This is a genomic window from Ralstonia sp. GX3-BWBA, from assembly GCF_003290055.1.
In the GTDB taxonomy this organism is placed as follows: Bacteria; Pseudomonadota; Gammaproteobacteria; order Burkholderiales; family Burkholderiaceae; genus Ralstonia; species Ralstonia holmesii.
Genome location: NZ_QMKS01000029.1, coordinates 102,682 through 128,454, shown reverse-complemented (window position 1 = coordinate 128,454; position 25,773 = coordinate 102,682). Strand labels below are relative to the sequence as shown.

Here is a 25,773-nt window from a genome sequence, read left to right as displayed (position 1 = left end):
TGGACTCCAGATCATGGAACCGGTTGCTCCTATTCAAGCCCCCTGAGTTAGGGACGCACGATAGCGTTGGCATCGCTCGAGGTTCTGCGACACGATTACTCTTGCGGCATGCTCTGGATTGTCACTATGCTTCCGAGCAACGCTTGGTTGCTGCAAACTCTCACGGCTCGACTTTGAACTTCAAAGCAGCATCCTAGACTATTGATCCGAACGATGAGCCCTCTTGAAAAGCACCAGTCATTAGAGTCCCTGACGCTGCAGTACTTGGCAGAAGTTTGGCCTCCAGTGGAGCAACGTGATCTTGAAGCCGCAATGGCTGCTATGGAGCTGCCGGTTGCGATTGCACTATGGATAATGACATTCAGGCCCGGGCTCGCTCAGAAATCTGAGCTAACCATCGCTCTCCTTGGAGATCACTTTTTCCCCGATCAAGGCGAGTGGTTGCTTTCACTGCCATTTCTACTCGGCAACGCTCAGCTGCATGTGCGATTCTTGGTTGGAAGCCATGAACCAGGAAGGCGGCTTCGAAGTACAGGACTTCCGGTTCATCAAAATCCGGGGCAGATCCGCCGAATTGCTGCCGATTTCTCCGGAGTCCAGGCCATCCTGGAGGAGCGGTCACTCGATCTTGCGCTCGTCAACGGTATCGCAGTATTAGTTGATCCAGCCTTTCGCGAGGAGTCTGATCGAGCGCGTGCCGACAGCGAGATCCTCGCCATCACCAAGATGTTTTCGAGCGTGGGCATGATCGGCGGTATTTCCACGTCAGAGGCGGCGTTTGCCTTGGACAGTGGTGTATTGTCGGCGGCAGGCTTCGGAATGGAGTCTAAACCGTGCGTGAACGCCATAACCTTGGACGGCAAGACCGCAATCCAGGGGCCCTATCACACATTATGGAAGGTCAGCAGTTACATCCCACCGAAGGATCACGATACGGTTTCTTTAGTCATTGCAAGGTTCGCTAGCATCTTCGACGCATTTGCAGCCCTTGCGCCACTTGCAGACCCAAATCTGGCCAAGTGGGGAGTTCTTCTTGGTCAGGATATTGACTCGGAAGGCGACATTATCGTTGGGTTGCCTGGGGCCTTAGTTGCCGAAATCGATACGGGCGAGATCAAGTTGGAAGTTAGCCCCGGCGAGTTAATGGAATCAGAGTTCCTGAGTGCAGTCGTGGAGCGTGAGCCCGAGCTTCGTGATGCAATTCGATCATGGAACGAAAACCTCAGTGTTCTAGAAAGGATGCGGTGGGCGGCAGACATCTTCAATCGGTGGATTGAACCGCATATGCAGGTATTGGGGCCGCAGTTGCTTGCTATTGCTTTCCATGAGCATATGGGGGATCTCAGAGCAGGCCTCGAAGAGGAAGATGACAGCCAGGCAGTAGACGAATTGGCGGACGACCTGCGAGATGTTGTGATTGCCGCTGAGTCCTCACCAATGGTTGCGCTGCAGTCCGCCTTGACGATTGCTTTGGAAGCGGTGGAGCAACTTGTAGAGGAGCCCGGAAGGGCGTTAGACGATTCGGTGCTTTACCGAGAATTGTTGGATAGGCGAATGCTGGCTGCAGCGGTCCATTTTCTTAGCGACCGACCAAGTCTCGTAAACCATCTCGACAGTGACGGCGTGGAACTAGAACATCTCCTTGCCATTGCCAGTAGATTTGATCTCTTATGCCACCTGATTACTGAGCACGAACCAGAGTTTTCAGAGGAATCTGCTACACACCTTCTGTGGCACTTGTGCGAGGACGATTACAAGCCGACAGGCTTTGAACAGAAGACAGTGTTTTTATTGTCGACAAGATACGCGGACCTGAATGTGCAAGCACTTGATTTTTCCACGCCCTTAGCAAAAGCCATTGAAACAAAGAAGTGGGATGTGTGCAGAGCCCTGTGCGAACTTGGTGCTCACTTTGACGCGAGATACTTTGCAGGCCGTCTCAACTCGATCAAGCAGTCATTGCCATCTGACTTACTAAGCCATTTTGAGCAGCTGAAGCGGTGAACCAGGTCAGCGTAGCGCCAAAGAGCAGCCTCGAGCGCCCAGCAACGCAACAGCCGTAAACCTACCGTCCTGACGCGCATAATGTATATTATGTTAACCATAGAGCACATTTCGACTGTCAGGCACATCGACGTGCTGGTGGACGGAAGCAGTTGTTCATTCTCGACTGCCCGTCCCGTCCATCGTTGAGGTCCGTTCCCGTAGGGCGTCTGTATCTGCCAGCTTTGCGAGCAACTCGCGTTGGCATGCCATGACGAGTCCCTGCCAGCCTGGTGCGTCAGGATCAACACCATACCTTGCCCGCACCAACTGCTTTGCTTCGCTCTCGACAGCCGCCAGTTCTGCGGCTGTTGGTCCCGGTGCCGGCACGTCACGCGCAGCCGACGGCCTCGCAATAAACATTGCGCCTGTCCGCACGGACTGAACAAGCGGGCGCGCTCCGCGGGAGTGGCGGCGCAACCTTTCCTGCGCATGCTGAAACTCCGCCTCAAATCGCGCGACCAGTTGTTCTGCATTCTGCGCAAGAATCTGCCGCTCATCAGCACTAAGCAAGCGACCAATGGTGCTGCCATAGCGAGGAGAACTCGCCCTGGTTATGTGCCTGAATAAGCGATCAAAGCAATCGGACCCGTACACTCTGACAAGACCGTCGTGACGGACGACATGGATTCGCTTGTAGACGGCATGTCCACATCCAGGCGCTTGGCACGTCACCCGTTCAGGGGTAATCGTACTTTTCGTGCAAAATCTGGCGGTTTCCCCACAAGGCCTTTATTCATAAGGCTCCCAGGTCTTTGTCGACAATTGTCTGCTGTCCTCAAGTGACTTCAGGAGTACGATGTTCGCCCGCGATTTCGGATCGCGCCACCTTGATGGGGGCTGAAGATGCCGGGCTTGGAATTTCGCTATGTGGGAAAGGACTCCTTGCCCACGCGGTTGTCAGAGTTCGACGTCGACCGCTACTTCGCGCTGACCGAGAGCGATATCTTCGCGATCAACCAGAAATTCCGGCGTGACGGCCGCGCAGGAGCCGCCATCCAACTGGTCTTTCTTCGCGCCAGCGGTCATACCCTCGACCAACTCAACACCCTTCCCCGGCAGTTGCTGCGCTATGTCGGCGCAAGGCTGGGGGTGTCGACGCCAACCATTGCTTCGCTGCGCACCATTTATCAGCGATACAAGACCCTTTACGAACATCAGGTTTGGGCATGCGACTACCTTGGCCTGACGCGGCTTGATGGCGACCAGTGGACTGGGCTGGAAGCCTGGATGCGGCAGGATGCCGCCGAATCGCTGACGATCGATGAGTTGCTCCAGCACGCTCACTTCTGGCTGTATGAGCGACGGATTCTGATCCCTTCTACCCGCGCACTGCTGGATATTGCCCGCTCCATTTGGGCCGGCATCGAGCGCGAATTGCTGGCCATGATTGAGGCGGTTGTTCCGCTAACGCAGATCGCACAGGCCGAAGCGGCTGTGTTCGTTCAGCATGCAACATCGGGTACGACCATACTCGAATGGCTCAAGACCCCACCAGCCCGGCACAGCCCGTCAACCATGACCGAGACGCTGGACAAGATCCGCTTCCTGAAGGATCTCGGCGCACATACCTGGGCATTCGATGCTGTCCCCATCGAAAAACAGCGCGCCTACGGCCAGCGCATCCAGGCTCGCCGCCCCGCCAAAGTCCGCGAACTGAAAACCTCCACGCGCACGATCGAACTGGTGTTCTTCCTGCGTGTGACCCTGCTGGAGCTGACGGATGCGATGGCCTACCAATCCGGGCGGCGCGTTTCCGACCTGGTCCGCCGGGCTTACAACAAGACCACGGCCAAGCAAGTGCGCTCGGCGGTTGAATACCGGCAGCAGTTGGTCGACATCAAAGCGCTGGTTGACGATACCCGTCGTTCAGCGGAAGACCGGCTGGCCGACATCGGCAAGTTGCTGGAGGGCTTCTCGACCAAACCACCCGCGAGCCACGCGGCCAGTGTGCGAGAGACGCTCACCGAAGACCCACACCGTATCCGCAATCTCCTGACTGCTCTGCGCGGCTTGGAGTTTGCCAGCAACGGCGCCGATCCTGCTGTGCAGCAGCTAGAGTTCGTCGGCAGATTGCATGATCGAGGGGCGACGGAGTTGCCGCCCGACTGCCAGGTGCCAGTCAGTGCCAGTTGGCGCGACTTGGTTAACAGCGAAGACCGTCAGCGCGCGATGCGCGCCATGGAAGCCAGCGCGATGCTGGGCTTGCGCCGAGGGCTGCGCCGCGGCACGGTGTGGATCAACCACAGCCTGTCGTTCCGTGAGCGCGATCAGTTGCTGATCCCACCTGCGCAGTGGGATGCCGAACGTGACCGGTATCTGTCCTCGCTCGGCTTGCCGAGCCAAGCGGACACCTATCTCAACCGGCTGACGGACCACCTGAAAGCGAGTCTCGCCGCACTGAACGAGGCCCGCGAAGCCGGCCACTTCACCATTGATGCAAATGGCGTGCTCCATCAGTCGCCGCTCGAAGCGGCGGACACGGACGGCATACCCACGCGCACCCGTGATCTGCTGTTCAAGGACATCGGCAACGCGCAGTTTGCCGACATGATCCTGGAGATGGATGCGCGTACCAATTTCAGTGAAGTGCTGCTGGCCCGCAAGGCCAGAGACTCGCAAGAACTGATCGCGCTCTACGCAGGGCTCATTGCCCACGGCACCGAACTGGATGCCAAGGGTGTGGCGGCCATGATCCCGCAACTGGACCCCGCTCACGTCTCAACCGCGATGCGCGCCCTGGAGATGCCTGGGCGGCTGCGCCGTGCGAACGAGCGGGTGGTGGAATTCCAGCGCACGCACCCGATCACCGAGCTGTGGGGAACGGGGCAACTGGCGTCGAGCGATTCGATGAGCCTGGATACCTCACCCCACCTGTTCTACGCTCGCGCCGACCCACGCCGCCGCACCCATGCTGTCGGGATCTATACGCACGTGCTGGACCAGCACGGGATCGTCTACAACCAGCCCATGGTGCTCAACGAGCGCCAGACTGGCGTTGCGATCGAAGGCGTGATGCGCCACAACGAGACCCGCGCCGACGGCGGGTTGCTCCGTCTTGCCGTGGATACCCATGGATACACGAACGTGGGGATGGCGGTAGCCAAGTTGCTCGGCTTCGATCTGTGTCCCTGGCTGCGCAATCTGTCGGAGCGCAAGCTGTACCTGCCGCGCGGCCTGCAGGTGCCAGACGGTTTGGAGGGTGCCGTCTCGCTCGACATCTCGCCCAAGGCGATCCGTGAAGGCTGGGATGGTTTGCTGCGCCTGGTGGCCTCCATTCACTCTGGGCGCGTGAGCGCAATCGTGGCGCTGCAGCGATTTGGCAGTGCTGCCCAGGGCGACCCGATCCACCGGGCAGCCGATCACCTCGGCAAGCTGTTGCGCACGCTGTTCCTGTGCGATTTCTTCAGCAACAGCGAGTTTCGGCGGGAGCTGCGCACGCTGCTCAACCGTGGCGAATCGGTACACCAGCTCCAGCGGGCCATCTACTCCAGCAAAGTCCAGCACGATCGTGGGCGGCGTCAGGACGAGATGATGGCGATTTCCGGATCGCTCACGCTGCTGACGAATCTGGTGATCGGCTGGAACACGCAACGGATGCAAGTCACAGTCGACGCATGGCGCGGTAAGGGGCAACGCGTCGACGATGACTGGCTCCGACGCATGGGGCCGGCACACTTCGCACATGTGAATTTCCGGGGCATTCTGAGCTTCCCGATCCACCAGTACCAGGACGCATTGTTGGAGGCGGCACCTCGGCGACGCGCAAGCCAAGCGTGACGGACAACTTGGTGCGGGTGCGGCGTCACGTCTCATGCGCCCTAGTCAACCCCAATCGTGCCCGTTAGCGGGTCATGCAAGGTCGCTTCGCCAAAGCAATTGAAGAGGTCCGCTTGATCGAACCTGTCAGCCTGCAATGCCCGGCGGCGGTGCGACCGACAGCGCTGCTTCGATCCGATGCTGTGCAAAGGGGTCGGCCGCGTCGATATAGCGCATGGCCGAGCGTACGTCCTTCCAGCCGACGTACTCCATCAGCATCTTGAGATCCCACTGGTTCGAATTCGCCCAGGTTGCAAAGCCGCGTCGCAGCGAGTGACTGCTGTAGCGGTCCGATTGCGGCAGTCCCGCGCGATGGAGCAGCGCGCGCAACAAAGGCACGATGCTGCTGGCCTGCAGTCCATCGGTGGCGATTCGGCTCCAGCGGTCAATCCTGCGGAACACCGGGCCCTCAGTCAGGCCGGACGCCGCCAGCCAGGCCTCGTAGGCGGCGACTGGGCACAAGCGCGACAACGTGGGCGCCTTGTGGGTCGTGCCGACATGGTTGCGATCCGTCTTGGTGCGCGGCAGGAAAATCGTCATGCCCCGGCCGGGCTCCACCGTGATGTGCTCGATCTGCAGCCGACTCAGTTCGTCCGACCGGAAGCCCCGCCAGAAGCCGATCAGCACCAGCGCCTTGTTGCGGGTATGCACCTGGAGTTGATGGGCGTTGCCCTCAGACGAGGCGGCGATCTGCGTATCCAGCCAGGCAACCATTTGCTCCAACTGGGCGAGCTGCAACGGCTTGGCACGCCGCTCCTGCGCTGGGTGCAGTGCCTGAATGCCCTTGAGCACCTTGCGGACATGCGGTGCTCGGGTGGGATCGGGAAAGCCCTGCGCAACATGCCATTGCGCGATCGCAGCCAACCGTTGGCGCAGTGTATTGATGGAGAGCACCTGCGCGTGCTCGGCCAGATAGCGCGCGATGCTGTCAGCGCTGGCCGGCAGGAAGCCACCCCATTCCCGCTCGAAATGACGGATGGCGGACTGATAGCTGCGCCGCGTGTGATCGCGGGTCGCAGCCTGCAAATACCTGTCGATATCCGCCATTGAACTGTCAAATACAGGTGGGGACTACGCTTTGCTCGATGCCTTCTGCGATCGTAGGTTATACGCGATGCTGAGCGCAATAATGAACAAGATCGCCACTTGTGCGATTACCGTCTGCACGGAGGGATAAATGCCGAGCATGTCGATGCGTGGCATCGAAATCGGCGTGATGTGCAGGAAGCCGACTTTCTGCAGTGCAGCGACCCCTTTTCCGATCAGCACCACCGCCAGGACAGCAACCAAGGCCGAACTGAAGGCAAAGAATTGGCGGATCGGCAGGCGCGCGGAGGAGCGCAGCAGAACGACGGCGATGACCGCCAGGATCGCAATCCCCGAACCCAAGCCGGCCAGCAGGTAGATGCCGTTCCCTTCGCTCCACAGCGCGGCGTAGAACAGCACGGTCTCAAACACCTCGCGATACACCGTCACGAACGACAGCACGAACAGCATGATCGCCGAGCGCTTGTTCAGCGCGGAGGACAGCTTCTGCTTCACGTAGGCCTGCCAGCGGCCGGCCAGGCTCTTCTGGTGCATCCACATGCCCACGCCGAGCAGGACCACGGCCGCAAAGATTGCCGAGAAGCCTTCGGTCATCTCGCGGCTGGCACCGCTCAGGTCCACCAGGTAGGTAGCGACGGCCCAGGTCAGCCCACCGGCGGCCAGCGCAACAATCCAGCCCGCATGGACGTACGGCAGCACGTCGGTGCGTTCGGCCTTCTTCAGGAAGGCCATCATGGCGACCACGACGAGCAGCGCTTCCAGGCCTTCACGCAGAAGGATCGTCAAGGCGCCCAGGAACGTAGAGAGCGGATCGTTAGTGCCACCCAGTGCATCCTGGGCTTCAGTCAGCATCGTCTGCAGATGCTGCGCGATGTCCCGTACCTGCTCGGCCTGACCGGTAGTGATCGCGTTGCGATACAGGCCCATCGTTTTTTCGATGTCCTGGAACAGTGCCTGGTTCTTGGCGGCCAAGGCGGGTTCAACCGGCTCGAAGCCATCGAGGTAGGCGGAAAGCGCTAGGCGTGAGGCAGTTGCCTTATCGCCCTGGCCGAAGGCGGCCACGCTTTCTTTCAGTTTGTCCTTGGCGATCGCGAGACTGTCTGTATTGGAGGCGCTCAGCACGTCCGGCGCGCTTCTCAAATACGCCGTCAATTGCCGTGCCGCATCCGGGCTGACTGTCTTGGCGAGCGACGCCTCGGGTGTCTGGCTGAGCTTGGCGAGTGTGGGCACTGCGCTATGCAGCTCCGGGCGGGAAGCCCACAGTTTGGCGCCGGCTTGCCGATCCGCATCGGAATACGACAAGGTCGACGCGAAATAAGCCAGCGCCCAGCGATCGTCGTCAGTGAGCTGCGCGAAACTGGGCATGGAGGTGCCCTCAACACCGCGCGTGATGATCTGCTGGAGCGCGAAGACGCTGCGCTCCTGGGCCCGCTGATGGTCGGCCAGGGCAATGGGCGGCGGGCTTAGTTTGGCGGCCAGCGGGCCATCTGCGTGTCCGGAGCTGCCGTGGCAGGACGCGCACTGGCTTTGATACAGCGTGGCCCCGTGCTTGAGGTCCGGCACCTTGCTGGGCGCCATCGGCACCGGATAGGCGGCCAGCAAGCTGTCCGCGAGCTTATGTGCCTGTTCACCGACGACGGTGGGTGCGGCTTTGTCGGCGATGAGCGTGCGCAATGCCCCTGCATCCTTGAGCAAGGCTTGCGTCTGCGGCCCCGCCGGCAACTCGGCAATCTGACGTTCCGCCGCATGCGCAAACTCCTGCATTTCGGCGTACTCGTCGGCATTGGCCACCTGGCCGTCCTTGACGGAGCGACCATAATCGACCGCCAGATAGTCGAGCAACTGCCAGACTTGCTTGGTCTTGTCTTGGGTGGACAGCGTGTCGGCGTACGCGCTTGAGACCGATGTCAGCAGGTAAAACAGGATGAGGGAGACGACGCGCTGCAGTTGCATGAAGAGCCTACCGGCGAAGCGGGAGAAATGGCTTTAAATGAGAATGATTGTAATTCATGTTTCGCGACGCGGATATCGCGCTGACCGAAAAACAAGCGGCCGAGGTGCGGTCATGCTGCGAACCCACCTCGCCACACCCCCCCGTGTCAGTGCGGGTGCGTGACGTCTCCAGCGCATGCGCAGCCGCCGTCGGACAACCCCTGCAGGATTCCACAGGCTTCAGCGGCTCGCCCATCGGAACAGGTTTCACGCAGAACGCACAAGTGGCGCTTTAGAACCGTCAGCGCGTCGATACGCCGCTCGACTTCCTCGATGTGCTTGTCTAGGAGGGTGTTCACCGCGCCGCAATCCTCGTCTGGTCGCTCGCGGTAGCGCAGGAGCGTCCGCACGTCGTTCAGCGGCATGTCCAGCGACCGGCAGTGGAGGATGAACTGCAGTTGCTCGATGTGCCGCTCGCCATACAGCCGGAAGTTGCCCGAGCTGCGGTCCGGCGGGAGCAAGAGGCCCTCGCGCTCGTAATACCGGATGGTTTGAACCGAGCAGGCTGTGCGCTTGGCTAGCTCGCCAATCTGAATGCTCATGATGTCGGACAGGGAGATCTTGACTCTATAGTAACTATAGAGTGTGTACTTGAGTCCGATCCATTTCAAGCGACAAGGAGATGCTGTGAGTGATTGCGGCTCCAAGGGATGCGGTTGTGCTGCCGCCAACATGGTGACGCCGGCGGACGGCGATACGGCGGCTGTCGACCTGAAACGATCTCGCTACCGGATCGACAACATGGACTGCCCGACGGAAGAAGCGCTCATTCGCAATAAGCTGGCGGCGCTGCCGGGCGTGGTCAACCTTGAGTTCAACCTGATGCAGCGTTCGCTGGCCGTCCAGCACCGGCTGCCATCCCCGGCGCCGATCGACCAGGCGCTCTCAGCTATCGGCATGCGGGCGGTTCGCGCGGATGAAAGCCCCGCCGGGCAGAGCACGGTCCTGACCATTCGTCAGATGGACTGCCCGACAGAAGAAACGCTGATTCGCGGCAAGCTGACGGGTATGCCCGGCGTGTCAGGCATGCAGTTCAATCTCGTACAGCGCACACTCGCCGTTCAGCACGCTGCGGACGCGCTACCGCAAGTGCTGGCTGCCATTCAATCGCTCGGTTTCGATGCCGAGGTCCGTGACACCTCTGCTGCCGCACCCGCTCACGTCCAGGATGCTGCGCCCACCAAATGGTGGCTGCTTGCCATTGCCGGTGCGAACGCCGTGCTGGCAGAAGTGGTCTACTGGCTCAACGGCGGCAATCACTGGGTGGTGGTGATCCTGGCGCTGGCCGCGATCCTGACCGGCGGGCTGTCCACTTACAAGAAAGGCTGGATCGCACTCAAGAACCGCAACCTGAACATGAATGCCCTCATGTCGATTGCGGTCACGGGCGCGATGGTGATCGGCCACTGGCCAGAAGCGGCGATGGTGATGGTCTTGTTCGCGCTGGCGGAAGTCATCGAAGCCCGCTCGCTTGACCGCGCTCGCAACGCGATTCGTGGTCTGATGGATCTCGCGCCCGAGACCGCCACGGTTCAGCGTAGCGATGGGAGTTGGTCCGACGTTGATGCCAAGACCGTTGCGGTTGGCAGCCGGGTGCGGGTCAAGCCGGGCGAGCGTATCGCGCTCGATGGCTCGGTCCTGCAGGGGCGCTCCTCCGTCAATCAAGCGCCGATCACGGGCGAGAGCCTGCCGGTCGAGAAGGCTGAAGGCGACCCGGTGTTCGCCGGCACCATCAATGAGTCCGGGTCGTTCGAGTACCGTGTCACCGCGGCGGCAAGCGACTCCACGCTGGCGCGCATCATCCACGCTGTGGAGGCCGCTCAAGGCAGTCGTGCACCTACGCAGCGTTTCGTTGACCAGTTCGCCCGGTTGTACACGCCCATCGTGTTTGCGGTCGCGCTGCTGGTGGCGATTTTCCCGCCGCTCCTATTCGGTGCCTCCTGGTTGGATTGGATCTACAAGGCCTTGGTGCTGCTGGTGATCGCCTGCCCCTGTGCCCTCGTGATCTCGACGCCGGTGAGCATTGTCAGCGGTCTGGCCGCCGCCGCGCGGCGCGGCATCCTCATCAAGGGCGGGGCCTATCTCGAGGAAGGCCGCAAGCTGAAATGGTTGGCGCTGGACAAGACCGGCACCATCACACATGGCAAGCCGGCGCAGACCGACGTCGTGGCTTGGAGCGGTGCGGACACTTCGGCCGCCGAGAGGCTCGCCGCCAGTCTGGCGGTTCGCTCCGACCACCCAGTCTCCCAGGCGGTGGCCCGCGCGGCGCGGGACCAAGGTCGAGCCCTGCGCGACGTTACCGACTTTGCGGCCTTGCCCGGGCGTGGCGTCCGGGGTTATATCGACGGTGCGCTCTATCACCTGGGCAACCATCGCCTGGTCGAGGAACTCGCGGTGTGCTCGCCGGCGCTGGAAGCCAACCTTGCCGCGCTTGAAACTCAGGGCAAAACGGTCGTGATGCTGATCGGTCCGGACGGCGTACGCGCGCTGTTCGGTGTGGCCGACACCGTCAAGGACAGCAGTCGCCAAGCGATCAAGGACTTGCATGCGCTGGGCATCAAAACCCTGATGTTGAGCGGAGACAACCCGCATACCGCAGAGGCGATCGCTCAGCAGGTCGGTATCGACGAAGCTCGGGGCAACCTGCTGCCGGAAGACAAGCAGCGCGAAATCGAGCAGCTATCCGCACAGGGGACCATCGGCATGGTCGGCGATGGCATCAACGACGCGCCTGCATTGGCCCGGGCCGATATCGGTTTCGCGATGGGGGCCGCCGGGACGGACACGGCGATCGAAACGGCCGACGTCGCGCTGATGGACGACGATCTGCGCAAGCTCCCGGCCTTTGTGCGGCTGTCCCGGTCTACGGCGGGTGTTCTGAAGCAGAACATTGCGCTGGCGCTCGGCATCAAAGCCGTATTCCTGGTGCTGACCTTTACCGGCCAGGCCACCATGTGGATGGCGGTGTTTGCCGACATGGGCGCCAGCCTGCTGGTGGTCGGCAATGGGCTGAGGTTGCTGCGCAAATGACTGGGAAGTTCCAACCAGCGACAACCGTGACACCGCAAAAGCTTCTGGAAGGACCTCTTTGATTGCGCCATGGTCATGCTTCATTCATCACGAACAGACGAGTGGCCGCGCTGGCTGTTGCTGGCGGGGCTGATCGCGCTGTTCGATCAAGCCGTCAAGCTCGGCGTGGCAGTCTTCATACCGCTCGGCACGCGTTTGGAGATCGCACCGTTCTTCAATCTCGTGCATGTGCGCAATCCTGGCGCGGCGTTCAGCTTTCTGGCCGGGGCCGGCGGTTGGCAACGATATTTCTTGATCGCACTCGCCTTCGCCGCATCTGCGTGGTTGATCTGGATGCTCCGCCGCAAGTTGCCTCGATTGGAATCTGTGTCCTATGCGCTGATTCTCGCGGGCGCTCTCGGCAATGCAGCGGACCGGATGGGGCGTGGGCAGGTCGTCGATTATCTGGACTTCTATTGGCGAGCGTGGCACTGGCCCGCGTTCAACTTGGCTGATGTAGCGATTTCACTTGGCGTGATCTGTCTCTTGGGGGCCACCAGGACGCAAAGTCGGTGCGCCCGGTCGGGCGCCGAGTCAAGTTGAACGATACCAAGTACTACCCTTTACACCCGTGCTTCAATTTTAGATTACCGCTAAGCCACACAGATGAACTTGCTACAGATTCTTGTCCTTGCCGTCATTCAAGGGGCAGCCGAACTCCTGCCGGTATCTAGCTCGGCCCATGTCATTGCGGCCGAGAAGCTGATGGGGCTGGATCCAACGGCGCCTCAAATGACGCTTTTGCTGGTCATGCTGCATACCGGCACGATGTTCGCGGTCATTGCCTATTTCTGGAAATCGTGGCGCACCACCTATTTCAGTTCAGGGCAGGCATTTCGCACTAACGCCCTGTGCATACTGGTTGCAACGCTCGCAACCGGTATCGTGGGGGTGGCGCTGCTGCAATTCATTAAGCACGTAGTGGTAGCTGATTCATCGAATTTCGAGATCGAACATCTGTTTGGCAACTCGCGTCTGATAGCCGCTGCCTTGGCTGCAGCCGGCCTGTTGATCATTGTGTCTTCCCGTCTCCAGGATCGGGGGATCGATAACCTCACCCTGCGCCAATCGGCATGGATTGGCGCCGTGCAGGGGCTGTGTCTTCCATTTCGCGGTTTCTCTCGTTCGGGAGCCACTATCTCGACCGGGCTTGCCTTAGGTGTGACGCGGCGGCGTGCCGAAGAGTTTAGCTTTGCGTTGGCCGTAGTATTAACCCCAGCAGTGATCGCCAAAGAAGCGTATCGACTCTACAAAGAATACGCAGCTACCACCACAGCAATGCACTCGGATGGACTCTTGCACCTCATGGGGCCAAGCATGATCGGCATGGCGCTGAGCTTCTTGGCAGGTTTGGTTGCGCTGCGGTGGCTGTCACGCTGGCTGGAGCAAGGCCGATGGCATTTCTTCGGCTGTTACTGCTTGTTGGCTTCGCTGTTGGTACTGTGGATTGGCTAACCACGTTTGTCATGTGCTTCTGCCGAATTGGAGCTTTTTCAGAAGGCTTCGATATTCGGCCTTTCGCTATAGCGAGGTCAGCCGGTTGAGTGATGTGAATCGACGCTCCATGTTACTTCGACGCGCCATTGTCATCGGGCCAGCGATGCTGGCCCTCTTGATCGCCATTGGATTCCTCACAGTGGCATGGCAGATTGTCAGTTACGGAGAGCAGTCGTTTAATGCTCCCGTGGATGCGGCTGTTGTTCTTGGCGCTGCAGCATGGGGGAATAGGCCGTCTCCCGTTTATCGGGAGCGGATTAACGAGGCGATTGCACGCTACCAGAACAAGCAGGTGAAATACCTGGTTTTCACCGGCGGGACACCGGGGGCAGGTTATCCCAGCGAAGGCGAGGTCGGCCGCGAGTATGCGATCAAGCACGGTGTTCCACCTGACGCGATCTTGGCGGAGACCACCTCGCGTACGACTTGGCAAAACCTTGTCAATGCAAAGAAATTATTAGACCCACTTGGGATTCGCACGGTTCTGTTGGTCAGCGATCCGCTACATTTGCGAAGAGCAACGGCAATGGCTAACGATCTTGGACTCCAGGCCCTGCCTGGGCCTACGTCCTCTAGCCGTTTCGAATCCTTGACCACTCGAGCGAACTTTCTGTGGCGCGAAATTTGGCTTTATCTCGACTACCTTGTCTTTAAAAAGCCGTCCTGAAAACCCAAATACATCCAGGTACGCCACGCATGACTCAGGGACAGCCACGTTGCTGCGACGGGCCATTGCTTTCCCTGTGGATGCCACGACAAGGCGCTTTCGTGAGCAGCCCACCCGACTGATCCCGCTCAGCCGGGTGGCGCACGACCGTTGGCCCGTACGCCGCCGACGGCTTACTTGCTCCGCAAATCGACGACGGTCGGCTGACCATCGACCGTATCAAAGACCGCCCACACAGCTTGGCCCTCCCTGAAATTCTTCAGCGACGCCTTGTCCTTGACGGAAAACGTCATCGTCATGGCGCCCATGCCGAGGTTGTCGATGGCGCCATGCTTGAGCGTGACCTTGCCGGTGTCGGGGTAGACCTTGCGGACTTCTGCTGAAACGGGCTTGGGTGCTTGCTGAGACTGCGCTGCCGGCTTCATATCCATACCTTCCATCGGCGTGGCGGCAAAGGCTGCGGGGGCGGATGCCAGCATCAGGGCGAATGTAAGAGCGGAAACGTATTTCATCGTGAGACTTCGTCATGAGAGGGTGGTTGGGAAACAGATGTTGTGTCTGGCCGATGGATGTCCGGGTCGCCGCACTCCTGACTCGAGCGCATGCCGCGATTTATGCGACTGGATGCTTCGAAGCGGCCCAGGCTTTACCCAATGGGGGCCGCAGGGCGGTGACTTACTTGCGGCGGCGGCTCGCGGTCTTGCGAGAACGCGTGCGCGCGCGGGCTTGTCCACGCGGATGACCGGTGCCATATCGTCGGCGCAGGTACCAAGCGAATAAACAGATCGCACAAAATGTCAGCGCCACGGCGACCAAGATGGTCACAATGACATTGAGCGGAAGATCGAAGACGGGGGCTCTATTCACAGTGAGTCACACGCATTGCGATTTGCATCGACGGTCGACTGAAAGCCAGGAACGCCTCAGCATCCCTTGCTTCTTCATCATGCAGTTGGCGGGACAGCGTCAGGCCGCTGATGTGTTCCGACCTGTCAGCGCGTTGCGGCCATCGGTGTACGGGTCGCGCGGATCGTTCACCGAGCGTGCGCCGTCGGTGTAGATATCACGCTTGTCTGCGATGTGCGCACCATCGTGGTAGGGGTCTACCTTCTGCGCGGCCATCACCACACCGGCGGTTGCGCCAAGAGACACCAGTACCGTGCTGGCGAGAATGATCTTCTTGATCGTTTGCATGATATTTCTCCAATCGTGCGGATCTGAGTGGGCTGCGTCGCCATCGCTCAGAATCCCGTGTTGCTCATATCCAGTGATGCGGCGCGAAATGCGCCGGCTCCTGAGATTCCGTCAGCTCACCGCGAGTTGATTTAGTGGCCGGCGTACAGGCCGGTGCCGTTTGGATAGGCCCAGACACCCTTGGCGGCAGGAATCTCCGGAAAGAGCGTGCTCAGCTCGACGGCGGAGTTGCCCTGCCGCGCGGCGAAGGTCCATGCGGTTGAGCTCTGACCGAAGTCAAAGCGCACCGTTTCGCCAGCGCGCACGGGAACGGCTTTCATCCCCGGGACGACGACAACCGTGCGCGAGCCTACGGGCATCGCCGCAGCCCGCTCGCCGAACAGCGCGGCGCCCGCATTGCTCGGCTGGCTGTCCGACCGATGCATCATTTGCTGGTGCATCTTGTCTCCTGTTGCAGACATCTGCCCCATCATTGCGCAGTGATCGCGCATCGCTTGATCGCTCGCATCGCCCGCACTCGCAACCCGTTGTTGTTGCGCGGCCTTGCGGGCACTGTTGATGGCGTCCCAGTTTGGGCCTGCAAAGGCGGATGCACTGAGTGCGGCGAAGGTAATAGCGGAAAGAACTTGGATAGCTTTCATGATTGATCCCGAATGTTGACTGTCAGAGGCGCGACACCACATGGCGTGCATTGTTCGCAGCAAGGTGTGCGCATGGTTTCTGCAATTGGCAGCAGCAACTGCTGCCATTCGGGGTCAATCAGAGTCGTAGTCTGGCCGTCTGAAGATAGATCGGCGCAGATACCACCGTGTAGAGCGACAGGGGATGCAAGGCATCGCTGCGCCCCAACATCTCCGGGCGGGGATAGCGAGCTTCCCGCACTGGTGGCCCATCGCCATCGGGTGGATGGCCCTTGTTGTCGGCCCAGAGACGCCCATCGCCAAACGAGTCGGCACACAGCACCAACTGGTCGCCGCCGGCATTCAGGCAGTCGTCGCGCGACACCAGATTCTGGTGCGCCGGCTCGTACACCGATTCCATCGGGCACACATACCCTGCTGCCGCCAGACGGGTGAAAAGTAAGCTGGCCAGGACGACCCAGCCGGCCAATCGGCGGAGGATCCCGCTGCCGGCCCTCATCGGAGCGACCCCGTTTGCAAACCTGCGACGAGGTTGCGGCCGTGGACATCAAACCGGCCGCGCGCATGCCACCGCCCGGCAAAGCCAGCCGGTGTGGGGAGCATGTCCATGACCTGAGTTCTCACGACGGGGATTCCTGTTTGGTAGTCGAAGCGATGACTTCAAGATAAACCTTCCATTCGTGGGAAGGTCAGGGGGTGCATCGAAAATATTCGAAATCCTGCGGCTCATCATTTTTCGAGCCGCTGCGCGTTGAGGCACACTCCCGCGCTCATCAGCGGGAGCGCACTCTGGCATTTACTTGCGCTGAATATCCACCACGGTTGGTTTGCCACCGACCTTATCGAACATGACCGAGACCGACTCGCCTTCCTTGAAGTTCTTCAGCGAAGCGCGGTCCTTGACCGGAAACGCCATGGTCATGGCCGGCATGCCGAGGTTCTCAATCGCAGCATGTTTGAGGGTGACCTTGCCCGCTTGCAGGTCGATCTTCTGGATATCCGCGGCAACCGGGCTCGGCGCCTGCTTGGCGTGGCCCGCCGGCTTCATGTCCATGCCATCCATGGATTCGGCCGCAAATGCCGCCGGTGCAGCAGCGAGAGCAAGCACGATTGCAAAGGTCTTGATGTGTTTCATAGTGATTCCTCTTGATGTGAGGGGTGGGTGGAAAGCGGTGACGATTCCGTCTGCCGACGGCGGATCAGCAGATACACGGCCGGGACGACGAACAGGGACAGCAATGGCGCGGTGACCATGCCGCCAACCATCGGAGCGGCAATGCGCTGCATGATCTCGGAACCTGTGCCGTGCGCCCACATGATCGGAATCAGACCGGCCAGAATGACGGCGACCGTCATGGCCTTCGGGCGCACGCGCAGGACGGCGCCTTCCTGAATGGCTTCCAGCAGCGCCTCGGTTGTGTTGCGGCCGGCTTCCTGTCGCTCCGTCCAAGCCTGTTTGAGATAGAGCAGCATGATCACGCCGAACTCGGCTGCCACCCCGGCCAGCGCGATGAAGCCGACAACCCCGGCCACCGACAGGTTGTAGCCCAGCCCGTAGAGCAGCCAGAAGCCGCCGATCAGCGCCAGCGGCAGCGTGCCCATGATGAGCAGCGCCTCGTCGATGCGGCCAAACACGAGGTACAGCAGCACGAAGATGATGAGCAAGGTGAACGGCACGACCACCTTCAGCTTGGCGCTGGCGCGCTCCAGGTACTCGAACTGGCCGGACCAGCTCAGCGCGTAGCCAGCCGGCATTGGCACCGCTTTGGCCACCGCCGCCTGCATGTCCTGCACCGCCGAGCGCAGGTCGCGCCCCCGAATGTCCACGTACACCCAGCCGGACAAGCGGGCGTTCTCGCTGCGCAACATCGGTGGCCCTTGCACCACCTGGATTCGGGCGACATCAGACAGCGTGATCTGCTGGCCGCGGTCGGTGACGATCGGCAGGCCGCGCAGTTGCTCGACCGAGTCGCGGTAGTCGCGCGGGTAACGCACATTGATCGGGAACCGGGCCAGGCCGTCGACCACTTCACCCACGTTATCCCCGCCCACCGCCGACGACACGATGCTCTGGACATCTTCGATATTGAGGCCATACCGCCCGGCGGCCATCCGGTCGATGTCGACATTGACGTAGCGCCCGCCGGACAGCCGCTCCGCCAGCGCCGAAGTGACACCGGGCACGGTCTTCACCGCCGCCTCGATCTGCGTGGTCAGCCGGTCGATTTCCTTCAAGTCCGTGCCCGCCACCTTGATGCCGACCGGGCTCTTGATGCCGGTGGCCAGCATGTCGATGCGGTTGCGGATGGGCGGCACCCAGATGTTAGACAGGCCCGGCACCTTGACCACGCGGTCCAGCTCTTCGACCAGCTTGTCGGTCGTCAAGCCAGGCCGCCATTGGTCGCGCGGCTTGAATTGAATGGTGGTCTCGAACATCTCGATGGGCGCCGGGTCGGTCGCGGTATCAGCGCGGCCGGCCTTGCCGAACACGGTGGCAACCTCCGGGACGGTCTTGATGAGGCGGTCGGTCTGCTGCAACAGTTGGGCCGCTTTGCCTGCAGACAACCCCGGCAGTGCCGATGGCATGTACAACAGGTCGCCCTCGTCCAGCGGCGGCATGAACTCACCGCCCGTGCGCAGGATCGGCCAGGCCGTGGCCGCAAGCAGCACGGCGGCGATGACAACCGTCGTCTTGGGATACGCCAGCACCCTAGCCAACACCGGTTGATAAAGCCGGATCAGCCAGCGGCTGAGCGGATTCGATTGCTCGGTCGGGATGCGCCCGCGGATCAGGTAACCCATCAGCACCGGCACGAGTGTCACGGACAGCCCCGCGGCAGCGGCCATCGAGTAGGTCTTGGTGAAAGCCAGCGGCGAGAACAGCCGGCCTTCCTGCGCCTCCAGTGTGAACACGGGGATGAACGACAGCGTGATGATCAGCAGCGAGAAGAACAGCGCCGGGCCCACTTCCGCCGCCGACTCGCCGATCACGCTCCAGCGCTCGTGTCCGGTCAGCTCCCGGCCGGGATTGTCCGCATGCCAGTGTTCCAGATGCTTGTGCGCGTTCTCGATCATGACCACGGCTGCGTCGACCATGGCACCGACGGCGATGGCGATGCCGCCCAGCGACATGATGTTGGCATTGACGCCCTGATAGCGCATCACCAGGAAGGCGGCGAGCACGCCCAGCGGCAGCGAAACGATCGCGACCAGCGCCGAGCGCAAGTGGAACAGGAACACCAGGCACACGAGCGCGACGACGATGAACTCCTCGATCAGCTTGTGCGTCAGGTTCTCTACCGCGCGGTTAATCAACTCGGAACGATCGTAGGTCGGCACGATCTCGACGCCGGCAGGCAGGCTCTTCTGCAGCGTGGCGAGCTTGGCCTTGACGGCTTCGATGGTTTCTAATGCGTTCTTGCCGGAGCGCATCACGATGACGCCGCCGGCGACTTCACCTGTCGACGTAGCGAAGGAAACTGCAAAAAACCCCGCCGTTTGCCCAGGAAATAGCGAACTATGCTGCAAAAAATAGCGAAGATGATTGCAACCAAATTTGGCTGAACGAACTGCTCTGATTCCAGCGCAAGCCACTGCGCTAGGCCGGCCGACTCGGCGTATCAGCGTTACCGGAGTGCGCGACAGGCGCATCAGCTGATTCGAGAGCCTAGCTACCATTAATGAGCCCAGCGGCGTGCGAGCTGCCGAGCCCATCACGATCATGTCGCATTGGTTCAGCAGCAGTTTGCACGATTGTTTTGGCCTCGCGGCCGACGCTGATCTGTGCCGCTTAGTGGGAGCCAGCGTCGTCCAAGATGGCGCGAGCTTGACGATGATGGTGACCATGGCACCTACACTGAGCAGCCATCGAGCTAGCAGTTCCATTTCAGTTGGTGCGTATTGCGCCCGCGCTGGCCATCCTATTCCTGTGGGCGCTTTTCCGGCGTGGCGTTGTGAATGGGCGGACACTGTTGGCCGTGAGTTCTCTATATGCGCTGTTCGCACTGATTGTTATCTTTGGATTCCCTAGTGCGCGCTATTGACCCGCCGACCCTCAGGACTGCCTAATTGTTGTACATGGCATACGCGAAGAAATGCCTTGCTGGCTTGCGTGAGACTTGCTAATCTGCGCGCCGTCACAACTACGGAATAATTTCCATGGACAGTTGTTCTAGTCGATCTTGGGTCGCACTCTGAACGGCTAAGCAGTCCAGGCGCGTTGGTTGCCCTTCCCGCCACTGCCTAGCCGCATTGCACGGCAGGTGGTGGTTCTTGCGTAGGTTCTCTGCGCGAGCCTCTTCTTGAATTCGATTGTTTTTCTCCGGTACGGCCATGTGGCCGCGCGTTTTCGTGCGCGTCGCTATTGGGAGGTCCGTGGCCGGTCGTTGCCTACGTTCGTCACAGAAGCGAACGAGGGAGGCCCCATGCTGTTTTTTCCCCTTATTCAACACATTTGGGTGGCAGTGCGTTCGCTTTCTGTAGTGCGAGCCACAGTCCTTAGCCAGGTCGCCCATCGCCGTTCAGCTCAGCTGTCCATGACAGTGCTGATGTCTGCCTTGGCTTGCGTTGCCCACGCAGAAAATACCGTCCTGGCCGAAACCCCGCCTACTTCTTCGGCGGAGGATCAGAATGCCGTGGGTTCTAAATCGCCTGCTTCTGCCGAGCAAGCGCCGGCAATGCCGGAGGCACAGTGGTGGAATTTCCACGCGCAGGCCACTCATATCACCCAGTGGCACTCCAAGTTCCGAGCCCCCTACGCTGGCGCGAACTCTTTGGCCTCCGACGGCGAGAGCAGTGAAACCACCGACATGACGCTCTTCGTTGGGCTGCGTCTTTGGCATGGAGCCGAGTTGTATGCGAACGCCGAAATTGATCAGGGCTTTGGCTTGAGCAACACGCTCGGTGTGGCCGGCTTTCCTAGCGGAGGTGCATACAAAGTCGGCAACAACACGCCTTACCATAAGCTGCCGCGGCTTTTCCTGCGACAGACCATCAACCTGGGGGGGGAGTCTGAACCGTTGGAGTCAGCGGCAAATCAACTCGCTGGGTCGAGATCCGCTGACAACATCACCGTCACCGTCGGCAAATTTGCCGTAGTGGACGTCTTTGACACCAACAGCTACGCGCATGATCCCCGTGCAGACTTCTTGAACTGGTCTGTTATCGAAGCCGGTGCTTTCGATTATGCGGCGGACGCGTGGGGGTACACACGCGGTGCTGCGGTGGAGTGGACACAATCTTGGTGGACCGTGCGCGGGGGCTTCTTTGCCCTGTCAACGACACCGAATAGCGAGTCCATCGATGTAGGCTTCAAGCAGCATGAATGGGTCGGCGAAATCGAAGCGCGCCATCAGTTGTTGGGCCGTCCGGGCAAGTTGAAATTCCTGGCCTTCGTGAACCGCGGCTATATGGGCCGCTATGACGATGCGGTGAGTCTGGCGCAGCAGACAGGATCGACGCCAGATACATCCTTGGTCAGGCAGTTCGCCTCCCGACGTGGCGTCGCGCTCAATGTTGAGCAAGAACTGGCAAATGATCTGGGTTTCTTTGCTCGGGCCAGCATGAATGACGGCAACAAAGAGACCTTTGACTTCACCGATATCAATCAGTCAGTTTCTGCGGGCCTTTCCATGTCCGGTAGCCGCTGGGGGCGTTCCAAAGACAGGCTTGGCGTTGCTTTTGCAGTGAACGGTTTGTCCAAGGCGGCGAGGCAGTATTTTGCGGCCGGCGGGTTGGGCGTCCTGATCGGGGACGGCGCACTGAACTACGGTACTGAGCGGATCGCTGAAATTTACTACACTTGGGCAGTCATGCCTCATGTCACTGCTGGGCTCGACTACCAGTACATTGTCCACCCCGCCTATAACCGGGACCGGGGACCTGTTTCAGTCGTAGCCGCACGCCTTCATCTGGATTTTTGATGCAGAATTTCTGTCCAACTAGCGTTTTGAGTAACAGGCACGCGAAGCAGGCGGCATTGCATCCCTGAAGCGTGCTTATTTGCATCGGACCGGCGCGGCAATTGCGCGAGAGCGTCCGTGCTGCGCTCCTGCTGATGCGCATTGATTACTAAGCGGCACTTTTGCAATCGGAGGATCCATATGGACAGTCCGAGTCGACCTTACCCGACATTTTCATCCCACTAGGCGAGTCCGCCGCACGGTTTTCCCTGCTGCTGACTTGCCGCCCAGGCAAGTCAGCGGTGTCTGCATCGCTCCTTGAATGTTTGAACGCGCCACGCTCAGTCGTGGCGATTGCCGCATGCCGTGCACGTGAGGTGCCCATGCGGCCAGGAGTGACCCATGCGCAAATTCAACATCCCCGCCCGTCGTTTCTCGGCGATTGCACTGCCGTTCAGCTCGCCGTTCGTGCAAGCCCGGGCCGGCGCGCCTGAACGCGCCCACGACGTGGCCGCCACGCTCAATCGGCGTGCTGGCGATGGCCAACCGCTCTCCAATCACAGCTATGCCGCGGCCGCCATCCGGCTGTCGCGCACCTACTGGTAGGCCCACGCGGGGCACCCAATAACACCAACAAACGGAGGTCGATATGACCCATTTCGCTTCGGGCATCGACGCACCACCGCGTCATGCCGCGCTCGACGACGCCCACGTGGGCGACATCCGCGGTGCGCTCGGCACCATCGCCCACCATGACACCGGCGCACGGGATAGCTGGCGAGCGCGCCTGCGGACGTTGCTCGCCATCCTCGGCCCTGGCCTGATCGTGATGGTCGGCGACAACGATGCCGGCGCGTTCGGCACCTACACGCAGGCGGGGCAGAACTATGGCACCACGCTGCTGTGGACGTTGCTGTTGCTCATTCCCGTGCTGTATGTGAATCAGGAGATGGTGCTGCGCCTGGGCGCCGTTACGCGCGTGGGCCATGCGCGGCTCATCTTTGCGCGCTTCGGCAAGTTCTGGGGCAGCTTCTCCGTCATCGATCTGTTTCTCGTGAACGCCCTGACGCTGGTGACGGAGTTCATCGGCATCAGCCTGGCGCTGGAGTACCTCGGCATTCCGCGCCACTGGGGCGTGTGCGCGGCGGCGGCGCTGGTGATGCTGGCGGCGTCCACCGGAGACTTCCGCCGCTTCGAGCGCTTTGCGCTGGCACTGGTGGCAGGCAGCCTCACGCTGATTCCCGTGTTCGTGATGGTGCATCCGCCGATGGGGCAGGTGACGCGCGACTTTTTCGTGCCCGCGCTACCGGCCGGTGCACCGCTGGCGGAGGTCATGCTGCTGATCATCGCCATCGTAGGGACGACGGTCGCGCCGTGGCAGTTGTTCTTCCAGCAGAGCTACGTGATCGACAAGCGCATCACCGCGCGCTTCATCCGCTATGAGCGTGCGGACCTGTGGCTGGGCATCGTGCTCGTGATTGCCGGCGCGGTGGCAATGATCGCGTTCAGCGCGCAGGCCTTCCAAGGCACGCCCGCGTTCGGCAACTACACCGATGCGCTGGGCACGGCAAAGGGGTTGGAGACGCATTCGGGCCGCTGGGCGGGTGTGCTGTTTGCGATTGCGTTGCTGGACGCCAGCATCATCGGCGCCTGCGCAGTGTCACTTTCGACGGCGTATGCGATTGGCGATGTGTTTGCCGTGCGGCATTCGCTGCATCGTAAGCCGACGGAAGCCAAGGGCTTTTACGCGATCTATTTCGGCCTGACGCTGCTGGCTGCCGGCTTGGTGCTCACGCCCGGCGTGCCGCTGGGGCTGCTGACCAACGCGGTGCAGTCGCTGGCCGGTGTGCTGCTGCCGAGCGCGACGGTGTTCCTGCTGCTGTTGTGCAACGACAAGGCTGTGCTGGGCCCGTGGACGAATGGCCGCGCGATGAATATCTTCACCGGCGGTGTGGTGGCGGTGCTGGTGATGCTGTCGGTCATCCTGACGGCAGCGGTGCTGTTCCCCGGCATCGGCGAGTTCGAGATCGGTGCGATCCTGATCAGCGGTTCGCTGATTGCGGTGGTGATGTCGCTGGTGCTGTGGCGCATCGAGCGGCGCAGCCAACAATTGCATCGGCCGCATCATCCGCAACGCGTGAGCGTGCTGGATCGCGACCGCTGGACGATGCCGCCGCTGGAGCAGCTAACGCCGGCACGCTGGACGCCGCTCAAGCGCACGTGGATGTTTGTGCTGCGCGGCTACCTTGTGGTGGCGGCTGGGCTGGTGCTGGTGCGGATTGCCGGACTGCTGACAGGGTAAGGCCAGGCCAACTGCTATTTACTTGTATTTGCTCAGCTTCGGCGTACTTCCTGCTTCACGAGCGGGGTAACTGAAGCGGTTGTGAGTCCAGTTGGGCAACGGGGACCAGAGGTTGCTCGCAATCGTGAATGTTCACGTATACGGGAGTGTCCTTCCTCAACGTACTACCCGCGGGTAGCGGTACCACCGCGTGGCGCAATTTCCGCCCGCTATGCATGTATTTGCCGGCCATGGTTCCGAAGTCAAACCTCACGACAGCAAACAGTTGCGACGCGCTGGATTGGCCTACCCCTTGCTGACACAGCGCCACGAACCTCCCCAGATCGGCAGGCGCTCCAACCTTTTCGATTTCTCCGACTCTCCATCCCTCGTCGTACGCATATTTGCCTTCATAGATGGTCGTGCAACCGGCGAGGGCCATGATCAATAGGGTGCTGAGTGCTGCCACGCGCAGTGTCGAATGAAGAGCAAGCTTCCTCGGAGTTCCTTTCATCATCGGCCCCTTGTTCCTCGATATTGGACCCGCGGCAACGGACCTGTTCGATAGTCGTTGCGCATATGCTGAAAGTCCAAGCCCTATATTCAGTTTAGGGCAGGTCCTTCACACAGTGATACCGTACAAATCACAGTGCCATACGTGTCGGATACCGTACGGAGGTGAACCGGAGTAGTGCAAACGAAAACGCATCTCATGCCGGTTTTTGTTTGCGGCACCGGGTTATTCCGCAAAAGAACTTGCGTCGCGTCTATGCTTGCGCGGCTAGAAATCGGAGCCATCCATGCTGCATGCACGCCTCTCCAGCCTTGTCGGGCTCATCGTTACGTTACTGGGTCTATCGGCGCTTCCGGCGCATGCCGTCCTTCCAGATGAGATTCAGGTCTACACCGGTGACATCAACGCACCTGGCGAGTTTGGTCTTGAGCTGCACCTCAACACAACGCCAAGCGGCATTTCGGAACCGTCCTATCCGCGCGAAGTCACAACGCCGCATGGTTGGCGGGCTACGGCCGAGTTTTCTTACGGCCTGACGTCGTCGGTAGAGCTTGGCCTGTACGTTCCGACCGCGCTCACACGCGAGAACACCTACTACGTCACGGGGCCAAAAGTGCGCGTGAAGTGGATGCCCGTTCGACCGGAAGAAGGCGTCGGTTACTTCGCCGGTGTCAACGTCGAGCTCGCTCACGTTGCAAGTCGGTTTGATCAATCGCAGCAAGCGGCTGAGTTGCGACCAATCTACGGTTATCAGAATGAACAGTGGCTATGGGCGTTCAACCCAGTGCTCGACTGGAACCTCTCTGGCCCTGACCGCAGTGGGGTGCCCGAAGTCGCACCTGCTTTCAAGGTCGCGCGGATAGTGGCAACAGGTGTTCGCGCTGGATTGGAGTACTACGCTGGGCTGGGGCGCGTCGACCATGTTTTGCCATTGCAACAACAGCAGCACACCGCCTTTCTTGCGTTTGACGTGGATCACAAGCCGTTCGTTTTCAACTTTGGCGTGGGCCGAGGTTTGACGCGCGCTACTGACCGATGGACGTTTAAGTGGATTTTCGAAATCCCCTTGAGCTGATCATCAGTTGGTGGGCTTCAATTCTCAATTGGAA

General features: G+C 60.5%; 18 protein-coding genes and 1 pseudogene. 10 read left to right on the top strand and 9 right to left on the bottom strand.

Going from position 1 to position 25,773, the window contains the following annotated elements; translation table 11 throughout:
* The first annotated feature begins 213 nt into the window (after positions 1 to 213).
* Together DOD19_RS27135 and DOD19_RS27130 are read left to right on the top strand one after the other, a co-directional pair.
* Positions 214 to 2,004, top strand: a complete 1,791-nt coding sequence (locus tag DOD19_RS27135; RefSeq protein WP_024979351.1) for a hypothetical protein — start codon at positions 214 to 216, stop codon at positions 2,002 to 2,004.
* A gap of 885 nt (positions 2,005 to 2,889) precedes the next feature.
* Positions 2,890 to 5,823: a Tn3 family transposase gene (locus DOD19_RS27130; RefSeq protein ID WP_024979352.1), complete on the top strand. Its 2,934-nt coding sequence runs from the start codon at positions 2,890 to 2,892 to the stop codon at positions 5,821 to 5,823.
* Positions 5,824 to 5,949: 126 nt separating this feature from the next.
* On the opposite strand, the gene DOD19_RS27125 is transcribed toward DOD19_RS27130, so the two are convergent.
* From DOD19_RS27125 to cadR, 3 genes are all read right to left on the bottom strand, one after another.
* On the bottom strand, positions 5,950 to 6,909 hold the full coding sequence (locus DOD19_RS27125) for a site-specific integrase (protein WP_045220193.1): 960 nt from the start codon (positions 6,907 to 6,909) through the stop codon (positions 5,950 to 5,952).
* 24 nt (positions 6,910 to 6,933) lie between these two features.
* Positions 6,934 to 8,862, bottom strand: coding sequence for a cytochrome c/FTR1 family iron permease (locus tag DOD19_RS27120; RefSeq protein ID WP_024979354.1), 1,929 nt, complete (start codon positions 8,860 to 8,862; stop codon positions 6,934 to 6,936).
* Positions 8,863 to 9,008: 146 nt separating this feature from the next.
* Positions 9,009 to 9,443, bottom strand: a complete 435-nt coding sequence (gene cadR, locus DOD19_RS27115; RefSeq protein WP_024979355.1) for a Cd(II)/Pb(II)-responsive transcriptional regulator — start codon at positions 9,441 to 9,443, stop codon at positions 9,009 to 9,011.
* Positions 9,444 to 9,573: 130 nt separating this feature from the next.
* Here cadR and DOD19_RS27110 point away from each other — a divergent pair, with 130 nt between their 5' ends.
* The 4 genes from DOD19_RS27110 (at position 9,574) to DOD19_RS27095 (ending at position 14,134) form a co-directional block, all read left to right on the top strand.
* Positions 9,574 to 11,931 carry a heavy metal translocating P-type ATPase gene (locus DOD19_RS27110; RefSeq protein ID WP_231973577.1) on the top strand — a complete coding sequence of 786 codons (2,358 nt, stop codon included), beginning with the start codon at positions 9,574 to 9,576 and terminating at the stop codon, positions 11,929 to 11,931.
* Positions 11,932 to 12,000: 69 nt separating this feature from the next.
* Positions 12,001 to 12,513 carry a signal peptidase II gene (lspA, locus tag DOD19_RS27105; RefSeq protein WP_064809139.1) on the top strand — a complete coding sequence of 171 codons (513 nt, stop codon included), beginning with the start codon at positions 12,001 to 12,003 and terminating at the stop codon, positions 12,511 to 12,513.
* Positions 12,514 to 12,576: 63 nt separating this feature from the next.
* Entirely contained in the window at positions 12,577 to 13,425 is an 849-nt protein-coding gene (locus DOD19_RS27100) for an undecaprenyl-diphosphate phosphatase (protein ID WP_024979358.1), read from the top strand.
* Between the two features lie 109 nt (positions 13,426 to 13,534).
* Entirely contained in the window at positions 13,535 to 14,134 is a 600-nt protein-coding gene (locus DOD19_RS27095) for a YdcF family protein (RefSeq protein ID WP_037032491.1), read from the top strand.
* A gap of 173 nt (positions 14,135 to 14,307) precedes the next feature.
* Here the strand turns inward: DOD19_RS27095 and DOD19_RS27090 are convergent, their stop codons facing one another.
* The 6 genes and pseudogenes from DOD19_RS27090 to DOD19_RS27065 form a co-directional block, all read right to left on the bottom strand.
* Positions 14,308 to 14,646 carry a copper-binding protein gene (locus DOD19_RS27090; RefSeq protein ID WP_024979360.1) on the bottom strand — a complete coding sequence of 113 codons (339 nt, stop codon included), beginning with the start codon at positions 14,644 to 14,646 and terminating at the stop codon, positions 14,308 to 14,310.
* Positions 14,647 to 15,100: 454 nt separating this feature from the next.
* Positions 15,101 to 15,328, bottom strand: a complete 228-nt coding sequence (locus DOD19_RS27085) for a hypothetical protein (RefSeq protein WP_024979361.1) — start codon at positions 15,326 to 15,328, stop codon at positions 15,101 to 15,103.
* Positions 15,329 to 15,459: 131 nt separating this feature from the next.
* Positions 15,460 to 15,969: a CzcE family metal-binding protein gene (locus tag DOD19_RS27080; RefSeq protein WP_160169402.1), complete on the bottom strand. Its 510-nt coding sequence runs from the start codon at positions 15,967 to 15,969 to the stop codon at positions 15,460 to 15,462.
* A gap of 118 nt (positions 15,970 to 16,087) precedes the next feature.
* Positions 16,088 to 16,369, bottom strand: coding sequence for a hypothetical protein (locus DOD19_RS27075; RefSeq protein WP_024979363.1), 282 nt, complete (start codon positions 16,367 to 16,369; stop codon positions 16,088 to 16,090).
* Between the two features lie 396 nt (positions 16,370 to 16,765).
* Positions 16,766 to 17,104 (bottom strand): copper-binding protein, encoded by a 339-nt coding sequence (locus DOD19_RS27070; protein WP_024979364.1) that lies wholly within the window; start codon positions 17,102 to 17,104, stop codon positions 16,766 to 16,768.
* Positions 17,101 to 19,428 (bottom strand): annotated as a pseudogene (locus tag DOD19_RS27065) (CusA/CzcA family heavy metal efflux RND transporter); the annotation flags it as partial. The pseudogene DOD19_RS27065 and the gene DOD19_RS27070, both read right to left, overlap by 4 nt.
* Before the next feature lie 965 nt (positions 19,429 to 20,393).
* Between DOD19_RS27065 and DOD19_RS27055 the strand changes: the two are divergent.
* The 4 genes from DOD19_RS27055 (at position 20,394) to DOD19_RS27035 (ending at position 25,739) form a co-directional block, all read left to right on the top strand.
* Positions 20,394 to 21,890 (top strand): carbohydrate porin, encoded by a 1,497-nt coding sequence (locus tag DOD19_RS27055; RefSeq protein ID WP_112189102.1) that lies wholly within the window; start codon positions 20,394 to 20,396, stop codon positions 21,888 to 21,890.
* A 381-nt stretch (positions 21,891 to 22,271) separates the two neighbouring features.
* Entirely contained in the window at positions 22,272 to 22,475 is a 204-nt protein-coding gene (locus DOD19_RS27050) for a hypothetical protein (RefSeq protein ID WP_112189100.1), read from the top strand.
* A 43-nt stretch (positions 22,476 to 22,518) separates the two neighbouring features.
* Entirely contained in the window at positions 22,519 to 24,171 is a 1,653-nt protein-coding gene (locus tag DOD19_RS27045) for an Nramp family divalent metal transporter (RefSeq protein ID WP_112189098.1), read from the top strand.
* Positions 24,172 to 24,950: 779 nt separating this feature from the next.
* Complete coding sequence (locus tag DOD19_RS27035) at positions 24,951 to 25,739, top strand: hypothetical protein (RefSeq protein ID WP_112189094.1); 789 nt, start codon at positions 24,951 to 24,953, stop codon at positions 25,737 to 25,739.
* The last annotated feature ends 34 nt before the right edge of the window (positions 25,740 to 25,773 follow it).

What these genes read in the sequence shown, in the direction of transcription:
- DOD19_RS27130 (WP_024979352.1), top strand. Translation starts at nt 2,890, where the DNA reads ATGCCGGGCTTGGAATTTCGCTATGTGGGAAAGGACTCCTTGCCCACG.
- DOD19_RS27055 (WP_112189102.1), top strand. Translation starts at nt 20,394, where the DNA reads ATGCTGTTTTTTCCCCTTATTCAACACATTTGGGTGGCAGTGCGTTCG.
- DOD19_RS27050 (WP_112189100.1), top strand. Translation starts at nt 22,272, where the DNA reads ATGCGCAAATTCAACATCCCCGCCCGTCGTTTCTCGGCGATTGCACTG.
- DOD19_RS27035 (WP_112189094.1), top strand. Translation starts at nt 24,951, where the DNA reads ATGCTGCATGCACGCCTCTCCAGCCTTGTCGGGCTCATCGTTACGTTA.
- DOD19_RS27135 (WP_024979351.1), top strand. Translation starts at nt 214, where the DNA reads ATGAGCCCTCTTGAAAAGCACCAGTCATTAGAGTCCCTGACGCTGCAG.
- DOD19_RS27080 (WP_160169402.1), bottom strand. Translation starts at nt 15,969, where the DNA reads ATGAAAGCTATCCAAGTTCTTTCCGCTATTACCTTCGCCGCACTCAGT.
- DOD19_RS27090 (WP_024979360.1), bottom strand. Translation starts at nt 14,646, where the DNA reads ATGAAATACGTTTCCGCTCTTACATTCGCCCTGATGCTGGCATCCGCC.
- DOD19_RS27110 (WP_231973577.1), top strand. Translation starts at nt 9,574, where the DNA reads ATGGTGACGCCGGCGGACGGCGATACGGCGGCTGTCGACCTGAAACGA.
- lspA (WP_064809139.1), top strand. Translation starts at nt 12,001, where the DNA reads ATGGTCATGCTTCATTCATCACGAACAGACGAGTGGCCGCGCTGGCTG.
- DOD19_RS27120 (WP_024979354.1), bottom strand. Translation starts at nt 8,862, where the DNA reads ATGCAACTGCAGCGCGTCGTCTCCCTCATCCTGTTTTACCTGCTGACA.
- DOD19_RS27070 (WP_024979364.1), bottom strand. Translation starts at nt 17,104, where the DNA reads ATGAAACACATCAAGACCTTTGCAATCGTGCTTGCTCTCGCTGCTGCA.
- DOD19_RS27095 (WP_037032491.1), top strand. Translation starts at nt 13,535, where the DNA reads ATGTTACTTCGACGCGCCATTGTCATCGGGCCAGCGATGCTGGCCCTC.
- DOD19_RS27075 (WP_024979363.1), bottom strand. Translation starts at nt 16,369, where the DNA reads ATGGAATCGGTGTACGAGCCGGCGCACCAGAATCTGGTGTCGCGCGAC.
- cadR (WP_024979355.1), bottom strand. Translation starts at nt 9,443, where the DNA reads ATGAGCATTCAGATTGGCGAGCTAGCCAAGCGCACAGCCTGCTCGGTT.
- DOD19_RS27125 (WP_045220193.1), bottom strand. Translation starts at nt 6,909, where the DNA reads ATGGCGGATATCGACAGGTATTTGCAGGCTGCGACCCGCGATCACACG.
- DOD19_RS27100 (WP_024979358.1), top strand. Translation starts at nt 12,577, where the DNA reads ATGAACTTGCTACAGATTCTTGTCCTTGCCGTCATTCAAGGGGCAGCC.
- DOD19_RS27045 (WP_112189098.1), top strand. Translation starts at nt 22,519, where the DNA reads ATGACCCATTTCGCTTCGGGCATCGACGCACCACCGCGTCATGCCGCG.
- DOD19_RS27085 (WP_024979361.1), bottom strand. Translation starts at nt 15,328, where the DNA reads ATGCAAACGATCAAGAAGATCATTCTCGCCAGCACGGTACTGGTGTCT.